This is a genomic window from Streptococcus sp. KHUD_012 (assembly GCF_052588255.1).
The window spans coordinates 1,203,566-1,222,518 of the sequence record NZ_CP159355.1 but is presented as its reverse complement, the minus strand read 5'-3'; the positions used below and the strand labels follow the sequence as shown (position 1 = coordinate 1,222,518).

Here is an 18,953-nt window from a genome sequence, read left to right as displayed (position 1 = left end):
CACAGAAAAGAGGGAGCGAGACGAAATCATTTTCAAAGAAAATCATTCCTGCCCCAGTCCCATCTGTAGTCTCATTCATTATACCAAACTAGTCATAAAAGTAAAGCAAAAGAGCAGGTTTCCCCACTCTTCATATGCATTATTTCGTGCGTTTGAATTTAGCGTTTTTAAGAATCATAAGATCCCCTTGGTTGCTATTACTTAACTTAGAAAGATCAAATGTCAAATAATCACCATCGACCTTGTATGTAATCTTTTCTCCTTTACCATCATTTGACGAGATTGTTTTCTCTTTTTGATTGATTTTGACATCATAAGATCGCTCATTCTTTTGACCAGCGACTTCACCCGCGATGCTAAGGGTTCCTTTAGAATCTTTGATCTTAATAGAAACTTCAAAATTAATAACGTTTCCAATAGACTCTAATTGACTACCTGATAAGCCTTGCTCCTCAAGAATTTTCTTGAGTTCAGTTTTTGATGGTTTGTAGACATAAGTCCCATTATCACTTTTTGCACCACATGCCACCAAGAGGACTGCTGCAAAAACTGCAACGAAAGCTAAAAGAATACGTTTAATATTTTTCATAATCAATCTCCTAATGTATTTTATAATCAGATTTTACCACTATTTTAATACCGATTCAAGATGTTTTAAAGAAGAAAAAGAGCAGATACTCTCTGCCCTTCTCTTGTATTATTTTGTACGTTTGAATTTAGCGTTTTTGAACATTTCCAAAGCAGCTTCATGACCTGAACTCTTCTCACCAGATAAATCAAAAGTGAACACATCGCCTGAAACTTTGTATTTAACCTTCTCACCTTCACCTGTTTTAGATTGAAGAGTTTTCTTTTGTTGGTCAACTTTCATATCAAATGATTGGTCAGTCTTTTGTCCCATCATTTCACCTTTAATTTTAAGGCTACCTGTTTTATCTTTAATGGTCACTGAAACTTCCAATTTAACATTGTCGATCAATGCATCTACACTTGAACTTGGAGCACCTTGTTCTTCAAGGATTTCCTTCACTTCAGTTTTTGATGGTTTGTAGACATAAGTCCCGTTATCACTTTTGGCACCACATGCCACCAAGAGGACTGCTGCAAAAACAGCTACTACAGCCAAAAGAATACGTTTAAAGTTTTTCATAACTTCTCCTTTTTAGTTAGATTAACACTATTATATCAACAATTCAGGTACACGGCAATGAAAGTTTATAAATGTCATATTCTTGTAATATTTCTTGTATCAACAAAGAAATAGAATAAGGCGGAATTTAAATCCCGCCATGATTGCTTATTTAACTTTTTTGAACTTAGCAATTTTCATGTAGTTATTAAACATGTCTGTGTCACCCATCAAAGAATTCTTCACATCCTTAATCGTTAACACATTTCCTGAAACTTGATAAGTAATTTCCGCTTTCCCATACTCATTTTCTGAGACAAGAGTTTTAGCTTTTTGGTCTACTTCCAAATCAATCACTTGATTTACATTTTGACCACCTGCATTGGTGTCTACTTTCATCTCACCTTTCTTATCATTGATTGTAATCGAAATAGTGAATGAGTAATTATCACCTATCAAAGATTGAAATTCACTTGGCATAATATCTTTGATCTCATCCTTAGTAGGCTCAAACACGTAAGTCCCATTATCGCTTTTAGCGCCACAAGCTACCAAAAGGACGGCTGCAAAGACAGCTACAACAGCTAACAAAAGACGTTTAAAATTTTTCATCATCTTCTCCTTTATGATATGATTTATAGCCATTATAGCAACAAATTAGCAACATCTCAAGGGAATATAGCAAATGTAACATCATTAAAACTGCACTATTTAGTAGGTTTAGAGAAAATAAAGAGAGCTACACATGTTAGCTTTATAAAAGTCCTCTATTCACATTCTATCATCATTTTTTTCAACGACAAAAAAACCGAGGCCTAAACCTCGGTTTTCATTTTGATTGGAAACTCTATTATTTAAGAGTAACTGAAGCTCCAGCTTCTTCCAATTTACCTTTGATTTCTTCAGCTTCAGCAGCTGCAACACCTTCTTTGATGACACCAGGTGCACCATCAACAAGTTCTTTAGCTTCTTTAAGACCAAGACCAGTGATTTCACGTACAACTTTGATAACGCCGACTTTCTTGTCGCCTGCAGATGTCAATTCGATATCGAATGAATCTTTAGCAGCACCTGCGTCAGCAGCACCAGCTGCAGCAACAGCTACAGGAGCAGCTGCAGTTACACCAAATTCTTCTTCGATAGCTTTTACAAGGTCGTTCAATTCAAGGATTGAAGCTTCTTTAATTTCAGCAATAATGTTTTCAATGTTCAATGCCATTGTTATTTCCTCCAAATAAGTTTAAATTTTATATTTTTATTATTTTGTAGCTAGGCTACGCTGCGTAGCTTAAGATTAAGCTGCGTCTTCTTTGTTGTCTGCAACCGCTTTGACTGCAAGAGCAACGTTGCGCACTGGCGCTTGAAGTACAGAAAGGAGCATAGAAAGAAGTCCTTCGCGGTTTGGAAGAGTTGCAAGTGCAAGAATCTCTTCTTTAGATGCGACAGCGCCTTCGATTGCACCACCTTTGATTTCAAGTGCTTCAGCGTCTTTTGCAAAATCGTTCAAGATTTTCGCAGGTGCGATAACATCTTCGTTAGAAAATGCTACTGCAGAAGGTCCAACGAATACAGATGCAAGATCTTCAAGACCAGCTTTTTCAGCTGCACGACGCAAGATTGAGTTTTTGATAACTTTAAACTCAACTTCGCTTCCGCGAAGGTTGCGACGGAGAACTGTATCTTGCTCAACTGTCAAACCGCGAGAATCTACAACGACGATTGATGCAGCAGCTTTCATTTTCTCAGCTACTACGTCAACAAGTTCCGCTTTTTTAGCAATAATTGCTTCACTCATTAGTGTGTTCACCTCCGTAATTATTTTGCTTGGGGAATTTTTCCAAAAGAAAAACGCGCCCAAACCTAGACACGAAAGTACAATACGCTTCTTTTAATTGATACGTTTTGTCCTCGGTAGGATCTTTATGAGTCGAGCTCCCCTACTGTCTTAGGCAGTTTTTTCAAACCGTAGATTAGTTTATCATATATAAAAAAAGAATGCAAGTACTTTTGCAAACTTTTTTTATATTTTTTAATCGTTATAAAGACTCTTGATATTATTCAACCAAGCATAGGCTAGTCCCATTAGGACTCCTCCTCCTACCCAGTTGGCAAAGAAGGTTACGCTATAGTGACGTAAAATATTTAAAAACTCAAAATGTGGCAATTGGCTAGAAACTGAATTAAAGCTCAATAATGAGAAGGAAGCAAAGTTTGCAGCCAAGTGTTCATTGGTCATAAAGACAAACATATAAATAGCAGAGAGGGCTAAGAGCACCTTGGCTGTTTCATCTTTGAAATATAAATAAGAAAGAATAGCAATATTTACAAAGATATTGGCAATAACCCCTTCAAAGAAAACCACTTGATTGCTTCGTTGGAGTTTATTTTCTGCCACCGTAGCTAGGAATCCTTTTGGATCGATATGAGCAAAGGCTGTGGTTTGATTGAAAAGAAAAGCGACGATTAAAGCACCAATTAAATTAAAGAAGGTACAATAAAGAAGAATTTCCAGCGCTTTCTTCCAATTAATTTTCTTTAGATAGGTCCCCGCCGTCAAATACATCATATTTGAGGTGGTTAATTCCGCATTTAAGAATAAGAGGTATACCAAACCCCAGGCAAAGATGAATGGAAATAGAAAACGACCAGATCCAGGTACAAAGGTATTTAATAAGTCAGCTGCAACTGCTCCGACCGCCGTACTTAAAGTAAGAAATCCTCCAGCAAAAATAGAACGGACTGCATAGCGCGTTTTAGATTTCTGATAGAGATCTTCCTTCTTATTACACGCCGCTCCAACCTTTTGAATAAAATTAGATTCAGACATACTATTCTCCTTATATAATGTTTGTGAACAAAATCATTATATCATAGAGAGAAAAGTTTGAAAAGGTTTTCAGGAAGAAATCTTAAACTTTCACCATATACGTTTTATATCGAACAACACTATTTGCTAAAAAAACAACAAAAAAACAGGCATCTGCCTGCTTTAGTTTTAATAATTTAAACGGTTCGCCCAAGCGATATCCAAATTCAAGATTTCTTGTGAAGTGAACTGTTGGCGATATGGATTGTATACGGAACCTGTAATACCACCTTGAACATTTGGTGAATCGTATTGAGTCAAATTATAAGTTTCAATGATGTTATTAAGTTTTGCATAGTAGCTTGTGTCTGTCGCATAAACACCTGTCAAAGCTGCTGTTGCATCTTGGTAACTAGAGGTGTTGCTCTTCCATGCACCTGCAAAATGTCCTTGTTTCAAAACAGCTACATAGTCTTGCAATGATTCATAGTAAGATGGGTAAGAACGAAATGCGTCATTAATCGTATAGGCATTTCCAGCACCATCATCTTCCCAAGTTTGCATTACTGCAGATTGACCAGCATAACTTCCTTTTATCCCGAAAAGGTTGTAATGCGGATAAGAAGACAAGCCAGACTGACCTGATCCACTTTCAAGAATGGCTTGTGCGATCATAACGGAAGCATAAAGGTCATTCTCTTGACCGAGCTGACGAGCTGACTCACCAATTTGTGAGATGAAAGCTTCAGTAGGGTCTGAATAAGCTTGGTAAGTTCCATCATTAGCACCAACTGATGTGACGTGCTCGCTCATAGCAGCAGCAAATGTCCCCACTGCTAATACAGAAACGAACAAACCAAATAATTTCGTTTTATTCCGTATTTTCTTTTTCATAATACAATTTATCTCCAATTAATTTTTTATCATCTTTTATCTTTATAGAGATTATACCATATAAATAGAAGAAAACAAAGGCACTTATATTACACTTGTATTACAATTGCGAGATAAATCCAAAACAAAAATGACATTTTCATGTCATTTCAATTTATTTCGTAAAACGCATTTTCTAAAATAGCATCCCATGACTTCTCTAGTCCTTCTTTGGTGACCGAAGAAAAGACGATAAAGGTGTCAGCTGGATCAAAATCTAGTTTTTTCTTGATGATCGATTCATGTTTGTTCCATTTTCCACGTGGAATTTTATCTGCCTTAGTCGCTACCAAGATTACTGGAATTTCGTAGTACTTTAAGAATTCATACATTTGGACATCATCTGCAGAAGGTTCATGACGAAAATCGACTAGGCTAACGACTGCTTTTAAGTTCTCCCGGCTAGTGAGGTATTCTTCAATCATCCTTCCCCACTTCTCGCGCTCTTTTTTTGAGACACGTGCGTAACCATAACCAGGTACGTCTACCAAACGGAGTTTATCATCGATATTGAAGAAATTGAGCAATTGGGTTTTTCCTGGTTTCCCAGATGTTCTGGCCAGGTTTTTTCGATTTAAGAGAGTATTAATAAAAGAAGACTTGCCGACATTGGATCGACCGGCAAGTGCAACTTCTGGAATCTCATCTTGAGGATAATGGCTCTTATTTGCAGCGCTTAAGAGGATATCCGCATTATGTGTGTTAATTTCCATATTTTATCTTTCTAGGCTGTTTCGAGAATTGGTTTTTCAGTTCCGTCTACAGCTTCTTTTGTAATTCGAACAAGTTTGACATCTTCTTGACTTGGAATTTCAAACATGACATCCATCATGGTTTCTTCGATAATCGAACGAAGTCCACGAGCTCCTGTTTTTCTTTCGATGGCTTTATTAGCAATCTCTTGAAGGGCTTCATCATCGAATTCCAATTCAACATTATCATAAGAAAGCAAGGTTTGGTATTGTTTTACCAAGGCATTGCGTGGCTCTTTTAGAATACGGACAAGATCGTCAACTGTCAATTGCTCAAGAGCAGCAAAGACTGGAAGACGTCCGATCAATTCTGGGATAATCCCGAATTTTTGAATATCTTCTGCCACGATTTCTTGCATGTAAGAGCTTGATTCATCAATGGCTTTATTGTTCTTACCGAAACCGATGACTTTTTCACCGAGACGTTGCTTAACAATTTCTTCGATCCCGTCAAAAGCACCACCTACGATGAAGAGAATATTCTTGGTATCCACTTGGATCATCTCTTGTTGTGGGTGTTTGCGTCCCCCTTGAGGTGGGACACTAGCAACAGTTCCTTCGATAATCTTCAAAAGGGCTTGTTGCACTCCTTCACCAGAAACGTCACGTGTGATAGAGACGTTTTCACTTTTCTTAGCGATCTTATCGATTTCATCGACATAGATAATGCCTCGTTCAGCACGTTCAATATTGAAATCAGCTGCCTGAAGAAGTTTCAAGAGAATGTTTTCAACGTCTTCTCCTACATATCCAGCTTCAGTCAAAGCAGTTGCATCTGCAATGGCAAATGGGACATTCAAGCTACGTGCTAAGGTTTGGGCCAAGAAAGTCTTACCTGAACCAGTAGGGCCAATCATGAGGATGTTTGATTTTTGCAATTCAACATCTGTCTCATCTTCACGCGTATCGTGGAAGTTGATACGTTTGTAGTGGTTGTATACCGCTACAGCAAGAGCACGTTTGGCACGATCTTGACCGATGACATAGTGGTTCAAGATATTGAGCAATTCGATTGGTTTTGGAACTTCGCTAAGGTCTGCAAGAACCTCTTCTGCTAGCTCCTCGCGGATAATTTCTTGTGCTAACTCTACACATTCATTACAGATAAACGCATTGTTTCCTGCAATGATTTTTTGGACTTCATCTTGACTCTTTCCGCAAAATGAACAATAAACCATCATATCATTATTTTGATTCGTTGGCATGTATTTCCTCTTTCTGTCATTTTCTGTTTCTATTTAGTTTAAAATAAGGTCATGTAAAAGGCGTGAATGGAATTCACAAGATTGGTAAAAGCATTTAGTAAGAATAAAATAGCGAGGCCAAACCGTTTTTTACGAAAGGTTTGTAAGGCGCAAATCAAACAGATGACACATAGGACAGCTGTAAAAAAACCAAAGACACTTCGCTCCATTAGTCTAAATCCTTTCTCTTATAATAGTTGACCGTAAAATCATATGGGTTCTTCTCATCTTTCGGATGATGGACTTGACGGACTCTTTCATAGTGGCTCTCTTCAAATTTTGGTGCCAATGTATCTCCATCAATCGTTGCATGAATCATGGTCTGGATCAATTCTTCTAACTGGTCAGAGAAGAGCTTTAAAATCTGACTGCCTCCAATAATGTAAAGATTCTTCTCTTGGTTCTGATACCAGTCCAAGACTTCTTCCTTGCTGTGCATGACGAGTACAGCATCATTTTCAGGATCGTAGGCTTGATCTTGCGTTAAGATAATGCTGGTCCGACCTGGTAGAACCCGTTTTTTCATACCATCAAAGGTCACTCTTCCCATGAGAATCGCTTGCCCCATGGTTGTTTCTTTGAAATGCTGAAGCTCAGCTGGCAGATGCCAAGGCATGACTTGGTCCTTTCCAATAATGCCATTTTCAGTCTGAGCCCAGATACCAATTATCTTTTTCATTCTCTCATCCTTTACACTGATACTTCTATTTTATCAAATTTTCTTATAAAAGACTGATTTCAACTATCTAGTTTGGAGGATATTTTTTTAGATACAAACAGAAAAAACCGCGAGATTTTCGCGGTTTTTCTTAGCCACAAGTTAGCTTAGTCTTCTTTTTTGCGTTTTGCAAATCCGAATAATGACAGACCTGCTAAAGCACTAAAGATTGCCAGACCAGCAGTAGAAGATTCTTTTGTTCCTGTATTTGGAAGTTGTGCAGTAGGATTTTGTGGATCGATATACTTCACTTCTTCTTTCGTTTCTGGAACGACAGGAATAGTTGGTTCTTCTGGTTTTGGTTGTGGAGTAGGTTGTGGTTCTGGTGTTGGTTGCGGTTGTGGAGTAGGTTGTGGCTGTGGCTCTGGTGTCGGAGTTGGATCCGGCATTGGAGTTGGTGTCACAGTCTTCTTGTAGATATGTTGAATGTTTCCATCTTTATCTACAACAGTCTTCACGAAGTCATAACCTGGGATATCTTTCTTCGGTTGTTCCCCATCTTCTGTTGGGTTACCTGGGATTGGGTCCCCATTTTCGTCTACATATGAAGTCGTCACTTTTTCATAGACGTGTTCAGTATCACCATTAGGCAATTTCTTCGTTTCCACAAAGCGGTAACCTGGAATTTCAGCTTTTGGCTCTTCTCCATCAACTGCAGGATATCCTGGGATTTCCTTACCTTCTTTATCAACAAACTTAGTGATTGGAAGGACAGTTGGTGTGTAAGTTGCAGAAGCTTTTGTTCCGTTCACATCTTCACGAACCACTGTTACAGCTGGTGCTGTTCCAGTGAATTCAGGTTCTGGTGTGAAGGTTACAGTTCCATCTGCTGCTACTGTGTATGTACCAACACCTGGAATTGTCTTCGTAGTTGAACCATCTTCAAAGGTTGCTGGAACTCCGTCATTCATTGGTACACGGCTATCGCCTTCTGTGAAGGTTGGTTTGCCTGTTTGAGTGGCACCCTTCTTACCAATTGAAGTAGCTGGTTCTGCAGTTGGTGTAACTGGTGTTACAGTTGGTGTGTAAGTAGCGGTAATTGGTGTACCGTTCTTATCAACACGTTTCACTGTTACGCCTGTACCGGTTCCTGTGAATGATTTTTCTGGTACGAAGGTAACTGTTCCATCTGGAGCTACTGTGTATGTTCCTTCACCTGGAATAGTCTTAGTTGTTGAACCATCTTCAAAGGTTGCAGGTGTATCATCATCCATTGGTACATCTGGGTTACCAGGCGTGAAGCTTGGTTTGCCTGTTTGTGTTTGCCCTTGAATATCTGTTGATGTTGCTGGTTCTGCTGTTGGTGTTACCGGAGTTACAGTTGGTGTGTACTTAGCTGTAACTGGTGTACCGTTCTTGTCAACACGTTTAACAGTCACGCCTGTTCCTGTTCCTGTGAATGATTTTTCTGGTACGAAGGTAACTGTTCCATCTGCTGCTACTGTGTAGATACCAACACCAAGAACTTCTTTGGTTGTTGAACCATCTTCAAATGTTGCTGGCACATCATCATCCATCGGTACATCTGGGTTACCTGGTGTGAATGTTGGTTTGCCTGTTTGTGTCTTACCTTGGATGTCTGTAGATGTTGCTGGCTCAGCAGTTGGGGTAACTGGTGTTACAGTTGGTGTGTAAGTTGCAGTAACTGGAGTACCGTTCTTATCAACACGTTTCACTGTTACGCCTGTACCTGTACCTGTGAATGATTTCTCTGGTACAAAGGTTACAGTTCCGTCTGGAGCAACTGTGTAAGTTCCTTCGCCTGGAATGGTCTTCGTAGTTGATCCATCTTCAAAGGTTGCTGGAACATCATCATCCATTGGGATTGCAGGGTTACCAGGAGTGAAGGTCGGTGTACCTGTTTGTGTTTTACCTTGAATATCTGTAGATGTTGCAGGTTCAGCAGTTGGCACGACTGGAGTAATCTTAGGTGTGTAAGTTGTCTCAGCAACTGTTCCGTTTGTATCTTTACCTTGAACCTTAACTGGAACAACATCACCTGAGTAAGATTTATCCGTTGGTGTGAAGGTCACAACACCTGTTTCTTTATCGACCGTGAAAGTACCAATTTCTTTACCTTCTGGTGACTTAGCAACTACAGATTCTGCTGGTTGGCCATTTTCGTCAAGAAGAGTAATGGTATCCTTGTCGATTGGTGCAACTGGGTCACCTTCAGTGAAGGTTACAGTTCCAGTTTGAACCACACCTTGAGGTGCTTCTGATGTAGCTGGAGTTGCTGTTGGGGTTACTGGAGTCACAGTTGGTGTGTACTTAGCAGTAACTGGAGTACCGTTCTTATCGACACGTTTAACCGTTACGCCTGTACCTTCTCCAGTGAATGATTTTTCTGGAACAAATGTTACGGTTCCGTCTGGAGCAACTGTGTAAGTTCCTTCACCAGGAACGGTCTTCGTAGTTGAGCCATCTTCAAATGTTGCAGGTGTATCATCATCCATTGGAACATTTGGATTACCTGGTGTGAAGGTTGGTGTACCTGTTTGAGTTTGACCTTGTTTGTCAGTAGATGTTGTATCTTCTGCAGTTGGTGTAACTGGTGTTACGGTTGGTGTATAAGTTGCAGAAGCTTTTGTTCCGTTCTTATCTTCACGAACCACTGTTACAGCTGGTGCAGTTCCGACGAATGATTTTTCTGGTACAAATGTAACAGTACCGTTTGCTGCTACTGTGTAAGTACCAACACCGTCTACAGTCTTAGTCGTTGAGCCATCGTCAAATGTTGCTGGAACATCATCGTTCATTGGCACACGGCTATCGCCTTCAGTAAACTTAGGCTTACCTGTTTGAGTTGCACCTTGGATATCTGTAGTTTCAACTGGTGTTGCAGTTGGAGTTACTGGAGTCACAGTTGGTGTGTACTTAGCTGTGATTTCAGTACCGTTCTTATCCACTCGTTTCACTGTTACGCCTGTAGCAGTTCCAGTGAATGATTTTTCTGGCACGAAGGTTACTGTTCCATCTGGAGCAACTGTGTAAGTTCCTTCACCATCGACAGTCTTCGTAGTTGAGCCATCTTCGAAGGTAGCTGGAGTATCTTCATCGATTGGAACATTTGGATTTCCTTCGGTGAAGGTTGGTTTACCTGTTTGAGTCGCACCTTGGATATCTGTCGATGTAGCATCTTCAGAAGTTGGGACAACTGGAGTAATCTTAGGTGTGTAAGTTGTTTCTACTGTTGTTCCATTAGTATCAGCTGCTTGAACCTTAACTGGAACTACATCACCTGAGTAAGATTTATCTGTTGGTGTGAAAGTAACTACACCTGTGTCTTTATCAACTGTGTATGTACCGATCACATCACCTGCTGGTGATTTCGCTTCTACTGATGCTGCTGGTTGACCATTTTCATCAAGAAGAGTAATGGTATTCTTGTCGATTGGCGCTACTTCATCACCTTTAGTAAAGGTTACAGTTCCAGTTTGAACCAAACCTTGAGGTCCAGTAGATTCAGCTGGTGTTGCAGTTGGAGTTACTGGAGTTACGGTTGGAGTGTAAGTTGCAGAAGCTTTGGTTCCGTTCTTATCTTCACGAACAACTGTTACGGCTGGTGCTTTACCTGTGAATGATTTTTCAGGTACAAAGGTTACAGTTCCGTCTGCTGCTACTGTGTAAGTACCAACGCCATCTACTGTCTTGGTAGTTGAGCCATCGTCGAAAGTAGCTGGAACGTCATCGTTCATTGGAACTCGGCTGTCGCCTTCAGTAAATTCAGGCTTACCTGTTTGAGTTTGACCTTGCTTACCTGTTGTTTCAACTGGTGTCGCTGTCGGTGTGACAGGAGTTACAGTTGGTGTATAAGTTGCAGAAGCTTTTGTTCCGTTCTTATCTTCGCGAACAACCGTCACTGCTGGAGCAGTACCAGTAAATGATTTCTCAGGTACGAATGTCACTGTTCCGTCTGCTGCTACTGTGTAAGTACCAACGCCGTCAACAGTCTTCGTAGTTGAGCCATCGTCAAATGTTGCTGGAACATCATCGTTCATTGGCACGCGGCTATCGCCTTCAGTAAATACAGGCTTACCTGTTTGTGTAGCACCTTGGATATCAGTTGTTTCAACTGGTTTCGCAGTAGGTGTTACTGGAGTTACAGTTGGTGTATACGTTGCAGACGCCTTAGTTCCATTCTTATCTTCACGAACAACAGTTACGGCTGGTGCTTTACCTGTGAATGATTTCTCAGGAACAAAGGTTACAGTTCCGTCTGCTGCTACTGTGTAGGTACCAATGCCGTCAACTGTCTTAGTAGTTGAGCCATCGTCAAATGTTGCTGGAACATTATCGTTCATTGGCACACGGCTGTCGCCTTCAGTAAATACAGGCTTACCAGTTTGAGTAGCACCTTGGATATCAGTTGTTTCAGCTGGTGTCGCAGTAGGTGTTACTGGAGTTACAGTTGGTGTATACGTTGCAGAAGCTTTGGTTCCGTTCTTATCTTCACGAACAACTGTCACTGCTGGAGCAGTTCCAGTAAATGATTTCTCAGGAACAAAGGTTACCGTTCCGTCTGTTGCCACTGTGTATGTACCAACGCCATCTACTGTCTTAGTAGTTGAGCCATCGTCAAATGTTGCTGGAACATCTTCGTTGATTTCAACAGTTTTCTCAACGCCATCAACTGTCACAGTTCCACCCTTGAATTCAGGTTTACCTTTTTGAGTTGCACCTTGAATGTCAGTTGTTTCTGCTGGAGTTGCAGTTGGAGTTACAGGTAATACAGTTGGTGTGTATGTTGCAGAAGCTTTTGTTCCGTTCTTATCTTCGCGGACAACGGTCACGGCTGGTGCAGTTCCGACAAATGATTTCTCAGGAACAAATGTCACAGTTCCATCTGCTGCTACTGTGTAAGTACCAACACCTTCAACGGTCTTAGTTGTTGAGCCGTCGTCGAATTTTGCTGGAACGTCTTCATTGATTTCAACAGTCTTTTCAACGCCATCAACCGTTACAGTTCCACCTTTGAATTCAGGTTTACCTGTTTGAGTGGCACCTTGGATATCTTCTGTTTCAGCTGGTGTTGCTGTTGGTGTTACTGGAACGATTTCAGGCGTGTAAGTTGTGTCCACCTTGATACCGTTTGAGCTTTCAGCTTGAACCTTGGCTGGTGTGACTGCGCCAGTGTATGACTTGTCAGTCGGTGTGAAGGTTACTTGACCAGTTGTAGGATCAATTGTGTATGTACCGATTTCAGTCGTACCATCAGCAGCATAAGCTGGTGTACTTGTCACTTCATTGCCATCATTATCCAAAAGCGTGTAGCTATTGTCTTTAATGGTGATAGCTTTATCTTCACCATTTACTTGAACAGTTTTTCCTGCAAAGGTTGGTGTACCGGTTTGAGTGGCACCTTGGATATCTTTTGAAGTTGCAGGGCTTGCTGTTGGAACAGCCGCTACAACAGTTGGTGTGTAAGTTGCATCAGATGTGATAGTTGCAGTCTTACCGTTCGCATTGGTAATCGTTGCAGTTGCTTGAACTGTCACACCAGTTGCAGTTCCAACGAAGTCTTTTTCAGGTGTGAAGGTCACTGCTCCTGTAGTAGGATCGATTGTGTAAGTTCCTTCACCTGCTACTGTCACCGTTGTTTCATCAGTCGGTTGACCAGTTGCTGGATCCACCAATTTCTTGCTAGTGATTTCAGCAGTCTTGTCGCTACTCAAATCAAAGGTTGGTGTTTGGGTTTGAGGAACATTTTGAATGTCCGCAGAAACCTTGTCTGTAGGAGTCACTGTGATAGGTGTTACAGTTGGTGTGTACTTAGCTGTCGCTGTCTTCAGGTATTCATCACGAACTGTACCATCTTTATCTCTTCCGACAGGAGCTGTCACTGATACGGTAACACCTTGAGCTGTACCTGTGAATCCTGGTTCTGGAACAAAGGTTACTTTACCCGTAGCATCGTCAATGCTATATGTTCCTTCGCCTGCTACTGTTACAGAGGTTGCATTGGTTACTTGACCAGTCGCTGGGTCCACCAATTTAGCAGGGTATTCCAAGCTTGGAGTGACAGAGATCTTTTCGCCATTAGCATTCGTTGTAGTTGTGTTAAAGGTAGGTGTACCAGTTTGAGTCGCACCTTGGACATCTGATGAAGTCTTGTCTACCCCTTCAATTTCCGTTGGTGTAACAGTTGGGATATAAAGACCATCCATAGTATTCAAAACAGTATCTACATTGGCTTCATCAGCTGGGAATTTTGTTGACCAACCCGTATCGTAGCCATTGCTGTCTGTACGACGGATAGAGATACCGTCAGCTGTTCCAAGGAAGTGATCTTCGGGAATGAACTCAACATCCACAGAAGTTCCGTTTGGAGTGATCTTGTACTTCCCTTGACCAGCTACAGCATAGTAGCCATCTGCGCCAGGTGTAACGACTTGCCCTGTACGGTTATCTATCATTTGTGGAGCTACTGTTTCATCAATTTTTGCTGGCTCAGTTAGGCTATAGCCTTGCAAACCACGAGCGGTAAAGGCTACAGTTGCAGTTTGCTTCGCACCTTGAAGGCCAGTTGTTTCTTTAAATTCCCCTTTTGGTGGGTGGGTGATTTGAGTCTTAAAGTCTTCAACCTCACCAGAGAAAGCCATACCCGTTGGGCTTTCAATCTCCTTATCATTCTTTGCGATACGGATCCGAACGCCCAATTCATTGACACTAGGATCAATATAGGTTTTACTCTTTGTAAAGCTTAACGTAGCCGTTCCATCTTGGGTAATAGTTGTTAAATCAGAACGTTCATCTTCATCGAAGGTTCCGTTTTGGTTGAAATCTATCCAACCATAGATGTTAGCTTTTGCTGCTCCACCCGTATGAGCTTCCACTGAAATGGTGTAATTACCTGGACGTGTCCGGTCCATCTTGATCAGCTCATTAGTTTTTCCTTTGAGATCATTTGGAAGTAATTGGTCGATGCCTTCATCCGCAGTGGTCGCCTTGTCATCACCCGTCCAATCAAGGGTATTGTTTTCATCCATATCAGGACTCAAGTGACCGAGATAAGGTTGGTTCACTTTCTTACCAGTAATTCCATCTACAGTTGCAATCGAATGAATAGCTTTACCGTATGATTCAGGCGCATCTCCTTCATCAAGTGGGAAGAATCCTAGCATAGCAGACTGTTTACCACCTGAAGCGATGTAAAGACCGATTTCAGAAGCTCCCTTTGTCATAACAAGAGGAACATCAACATCATTTGCAGAAATATTTGGACCGAAGACACCTGTACCGAGACCTCCAGTTGTTAAATCAGCACTTCCAAAATACTTCCAAGCGACCTCTTTTTTGTCTGGTCCAACTTGAGTTGTTCTACGAAGTTGGTCAAGATTAGTTCTAGCGAAATTCATACCGTTTACATTGGTGGAAGGGTTTGAACCAAATAATTTGTCTGTATCTTCTGGAATGTAGGTTACATTATATCTTCTAGTCGATTTTTTCCATTCCCCTATATGTTTCCATCCTTCACCATTGGTGGTAAACAGAACCAATTCACCAGGGTTAGCTGACTCACCATCTGCCATGACAATGGCAGGTTTTACGGTTTTGCCACGGAAGGTCGCAGAAACTTCAAACTGGATCCCAATGTTCCCACCGGTTAATTCTGAACTAATAGTAGTTTTCTTAGTTGTACCAGTATCAATCCCCTCATTTTTAATTTCAGTCCAACGGTTTTGAGGCTCGGCAATAACCTTAGCTTCTTCACCGGCATTAAATTCCGCCAAGGTAAACGGATTTGCATTTCCATTCACATAACCATTTCTAGCATTGGGGTCATAGGTCGCTTTTTCAGCTTCTGTTGCTCCTCGTTCTTCAAGGCGTTTTTTGTATATTTCTGTCGCTTGGAAAGGCTTCAAAGATTTTACCTTGATGGTTACAACATAGCCAGGCATGATTTCCTTGGTGTAGGTCGCGCCGACTTGGAGAGCAAGTTCCCCTTTTGATGTTGTAGTAGTCCCTGTCCAGTTGGCTGTATCGCCAAAGTCCAACCAGGAGATTTGACTAGCAAGGTCTGCAGCATTTACATTTGTTGTAAAGCCAGGTTTTTCAACTTTTGGAGTTGAAGTTGCGTCTTCAACGTCATCCCCGATCAAGCTTGGATCATTTGGGTCACCAAGAGCACGACGATTACGACGCTTAGGACCAGAAGTCTCTGCTGTCACAGCATTGTTTTCTGAGGCTGGTGCTACGACACCAGCAGCCACTTCTTCTTTCTTATCTGTTGCAGCTGCTTCTGCTGCCTTGTTTGCTGGCGTAGTTGCTTCTAATTTTGGTGTTGCAGCGGTTGATGTTCCCGGTGCAGTTGAGGTAGCAGATGTTGCTGAAGCTGCTGTACTTGTGCTACTTGCTTCACTAGTTGAAGCAGGTGCTGTTGATGTTGCTGCAGCAGTTGAAGTCTCTGGTGCAGTGATTGCTGCGTTTGCATCATAAGTAGATGTCGTTGCAGCTGTTGATGTTGCTGAAGTTGCTGTAGCTGTTGACGCTTCAGGCGCTTCTGACGCTGTTGCAACTGCTGCTACACTTTCACTTGTCGTATCTGTCTTTTCTTCTGCGGCTGCACTTGCGGCTGTCCCAACCATAACAAGTGTTCCCAATAGTACAGAGCAAACACCCACATTCAATTTACGAATTGAGAATCTGCTAATACGATCATTAAATAAGTCTTTCCCCATCTAATGGACCTCCATATTTATCTATAAATTAACATTCTTTTTAAAATTGTTTAGTTTTTACAAACCTTATCTATTTTAACAAAAACCGAACGATTTTCAAAACATATTGACTCAAAAATGAGTAAAAATTTTTAGCTAAAATTGTTTTAATTCTAAAAGGATTTTACCAATTGATCAAGGTATCAAAAAACCTTGATTTATTACTAAATGGCAAGATCGAACTTCAATTGTGGCTTCACTGGATCATAATCGACCAGTTCAAAATCTTCTGGTTTGATGTCAAAGAAATTGGTTCCATCTGGTACATTCAAAACCAAGTGTGGCCGACAATCTGAAGGCTCCCGACGGAGTAACTCTTCAGCCTGTTCAAATTGATTATCATAAATGTGAAGATTATTAATGAAGTAAAAGAACTTTCCGACCTTCCAGCCAAAGTGCTTGGCAATCATCATCTGTAGCGCTACATACTGCATGGCGTTGATATGGTGGGCCACCAACATATCATTAGAACGCTGGGTTAAGGTCGCATCTAGATAGATTTCTCCATCCACGCGACGCACGTCAAACATGGTTTGAAAAGCACATGGCAGAAGACCTTCTGTCTCTTCAAAGGCATCATAATCCCAAAGCGAGATAATATTGCGGCGATTCCAAGGATTGGCCTCTAATTGTTTGAGGATTTTATTGGTAAGGTCATGCTTTTTGACCACAGCACCATAGCGTTGACCGATGGTGCGACTATCCCCTACTTCCCAGTCATTCCAGTAGTGGACATTGTATTTATCTTCTAACAGGTCTAAGCTATTCGATTGATCCTGGTAGATCCAGAGCATCTCTTTGATGGCTGATTTAATCGCGATGGGACGAAGGGTCGTGATAGGAAACTCGCCTTTTGAGAGGTCAAACTCCATAAAGGCTCCTGTGATGTACTTGGAGTTGGCCGTTCTGCCATCCTTGTACTTAGGACGCGCCTGCTCTGACCAGACCCCTTCTTCCATGATTTTTCGAATATTTTCTTTAAAAATTGTATCTGCTTTTGTCATATCTCCTCCTTTAATCTACTATTGCCTTCATTATATCACAGGATAAAGAAAAAAGGAGAGGCAAATCTCCTTTTAATCTTATTGTAATACAAGAGATGCGGCACCAATGACACCAGCATCATTTCCCAAAGTAGCAAGCGCCAATTGAGTAGATTCACGTACTTGTGGGAATGAGTTTTCTTCAAAGACCTTGCGCACGCCATCCAAGAGGAAGTCTCCAGCCGCAGATACCCCACCACCGATAACGATCTTAGATGGGTTCAAGGTTGAACCAATATTGGCTGCAGCAAGTCCAAGGTAGCGTGAGAAGTTCTTATAAACGATCAAAGCAAGAGCGTCACCCTCTTTTGCTAGATCAAAGACCGTTTTAGCTGTCACTTCTTCACCATTGTCGATCAAGACTTTCAATTGAGAGTCCCCTTCGTACTCATCGGCGTAACGACGAGTGAGGTTGACGATCCCTGTCGCTGATGCAACCGTTTCAAGACAGCCTTTTTTACCACAGGTACATTGGATTGGATCATCAAAGTCAACCGTGATGTGACCAAGTTCCCCAGCAGCTCCACGCACACCGTGCAAGAGACGACCTTCAGCGACGATCCCACCGCCGACACCTGTACCAAGGGTCATGAAGACAACATCTGGTTGGTTTTCACCAGCCCCTTTCCAACGTTCACCCAAAGCAGCAACGTTGGCATCATTATCGATAAAGAATGGAATATGAAGGGCAGTTTCGATCTTTTCTTTGACTGGTTGAAGGATCTTCCAGTTCAAGTTGTAGGCACCGATAACTGTACCTTTTTCACGGTCAACGACACCAGGTGATCCCATTCCAATTCCTTGGAACTCAGAAGCATCAAGTTCAAGCATTTTCAAACGATGCGCGATGGATTCGATCATATCATCTACGATATGGCTACCTTCATCCAAGATATTTGTTTTAATAGACCATTTTTCTTGAACTTCCCCATCCAAAGTAAGGATGGCAAACTTAATTGAAGTTCCCCCAAGGTCAATCCCAATAATTTTTTTAGACATCTGTAACTCCTTTCAAACTTGTAAACACTTACAGATCTATTATATCAGACTTTTTATCAAACGCAAAGGTTTGCACGTAACTTTTCTTAACTTTTTAACAAGAGACTAAAGGATTGAAATCCTAGAATGAGGAAAATCAAGCCAATAATATTTAACAGAAAGACACTTATCGAGAGTGGACTAACGATTAAGAATAAGCCGATGAAGAGCTGTAGCAAGGCAAAGAAAATATAACGCTTGGACAGTTCCTCAACATTCCTCGAGTAGAAATTGGCTTTTCGGAAGTTTAAAATCGAACGATAGATCAGCCAAATTCCTAAGGTAACTGGAAAGACAATCGGCAAGGTCTTGTAGCCATAGAGCAGTAAATAGACCGCAAAAACCAAGGCGACCATACTGTGAAAGAGCTGTTGCTGCTGGATGATACCAGCTTGACGCAATCGGTAATAGCGTGAAAAACGCGAAAGGGAGATTAAAAAGAAACCACAGGAAATCAACCAGCTAAAAGAGCCGATGTGCTCAATTGGATTGATAAACAAGACAATACCGATAATGGTAAAAATAGTAGCTGAAATCCCAAGGGATATCCGGTTTAATTGATTCATAGGG

At 41.2% G+C, this 18,953-nt stretch carries 14 protein-coding genes and 1 other annotated feature; all 14 genes read right to left on the bottom strand.

Annotation, left to right across the window (positions count from 1 at the left end):
* Window positions 1-139: 139 nt before the first annotated feature.
* The 14 genes from ABVF55_RS05820 to ABVF55_RS05755 all read right to left on the bottom strand — a co-directional run bounded on the left by ABVF55_RS05820 (window position 140) and on the right by ABVF55_RS05755 (window position 18,949).
* Window positions 140-589, bottom strand: coding sequence for a hypothetical protein (locus ABVF55_RS05820; RefSeq protein WP_023918199.1), 450 nt, complete (start codon window positions 587-589; stop codon window positions 140-142).
* 108 nt (window positions 590-697) lie between these two features.
* Complete coding sequence (locus ABVF55_RS05815) at window positions 698-1,150, bottom strand: hypothetical protein (RefSeq protein ID WP_003007432.1); 453 nt, start codon at window positions 1,148-1,150, stop codon at window positions 698-700.
* A 147-nt stretch (window positions 1,151-1,297) separates the two neighbouring features.
* Window positions 1,298-1,741 carry a hypothetical protein gene (locus ABVF55_RS05810; protein WP_023918201.1) on the bottom strand — a complete coding sequence of 148 codons (444 nt, stop codon included), beginning with the start codon at window positions 1,739-1,741 and terminating at the stop codon, window positions 1,298-1,300.
* 238 nt (window positions 1,742-1,979) lie between these two features.
* Window positions 1,980-2,348, bottom strand: a complete 369-nt coding sequence (rplL, locus tag ABVF55_RS05805; protein WP_003001622.1) for a 50S ribosomal protein L7/L12 — start codon at window positions 2,346-2,348, stop codon at window positions 1,980-1,982.
* A gap of 75 nt (window positions 2,349-2,423) precedes the next feature.
* A complete protein-coding gene (gene rplJ, locus ABVF55_RS05800; protein WP_003001722.1) occupies window positions 2,424-2,924 on the bottom strand; it encodes a 50S ribosomal protein L10 in 501 nt (166 codons plus the stop codon).
* Window positions 2,925-2,962: 38 nt separating this feature from the next.
* Window positions 2,963-3,097 (bottom strand) — a sequence feature (ribosomal protein L10 leader region).
* Window positions 3,098-3,158: 61 nt separating this feature from the next.
* Window positions 3,159-3,956: a formate/nitrite transporter family protein gene (locus tag ABVF55_RS05795; protein ID WP_049472301.1), complete on the bottom strand. Its 798-nt coding sequence runs from the start codon at window positions 3,954-3,956 to the stop codon at window positions 3,159-3,161.
* Between the two features lie 168 nt (window positions 3,957-4,124).
* Window positions 4,125-4,829 (bottom strand): glucosaminidase domain-containing protein, encoded by a 705-nt coding sequence (locus ABVF55_RS05790; protein WP_021153281.1) that lies wholly within the window; start codon window positions 4,827-4,829, stop codon window positions 4,125-4,127.
* 149 nt (window positions 4,830-4,978) lie between these two features.
* Window positions 4,979-5,581, bottom strand: coding sequence for a ribosome biogenesis GTP-binding protein YihA/YsxC (gene yihA, locus ABVF55_RS05785; protein WP_070662235.1), 603 nt, complete (start codon window positions 5,579-5,581; stop codon window positions 4,979-4,981).
* An 11-nt stretch (window positions 5,582-5,592) separates the two neighbouring features.
* Complete coding sequence (gene clpX / locus ABVF55_RS05780) at window positions 5,593-6,825, bottom strand: ATP-dependent Clp protease ATP-binding subunit ClpX (RefSeq protein WP_003001797.1); 1,233 nt, start codon at window positions 6,823-6,825, stop codon at window positions 5,593-5,595.
* Between the two features lie 208 nt (window positions 6,826-7,033).
* The gene (locus ABVF55_RS05775) at window positions 7,034-7,543 is read right to left on the bottom strand and encodes a dihydrofolate reductase (RefSeq protein WP_049472305.1); all 510 of its coding nucleotides are present in this window, start codon (window positions 7,541-7,543) and stop codon (window positions 7,034-7,036) included.
* A gap of 146 nt (window positions 7,544-7,689) precedes the next feature.
* Window positions 7,690-16,263, bottom strand: coding sequence for a CshA/CshB family fibrillar adhesin-related protein (locus ABVF55_RS05770; RefSeq protein WP_445285031.1), 8,574 nt, complete (start codon window positions 16,261-16,263; stop codon window positions 7,690-7,692).
* 203 nt (window positions 16,264-16,466) lie between these two features.
* Entirely contained in the window at window positions 16,467-17,306 is an 840-nt protein-coding gene (locus ABVF55_RS05765) for a thymidylate synthase (protein ID WP_195487589.1), read from the bottom strand.
* Window positions 17,307-17,384: 78 nt separating this feature from the next.
* On the bottom strand, window positions 17,385-18,344 hold the full coding sequence (locus ABVF55_RS05760) for an ROK family glucokinase (protein WP_049496215.1): 960 nt from the start codon (window positions 18,342-18,344) through the stop codon (window positions 17,385-17,387).
* Between the two features lie 86 nt (window positions 18,345-18,430).
* Window positions 18,431-18,949: a hypothetical protein gene (locus ABVF55_RS05755; RefSeq protein ID WP_049496218.1), complete on the bottom strand. Its 519-nt coding sequence runs from the start codon at window positions 18,947-18,949 to the stop codon at window positions 18,431-18,433.
* Window positions 18,950-18,953 lie beyond the last annotated feature (4 nt).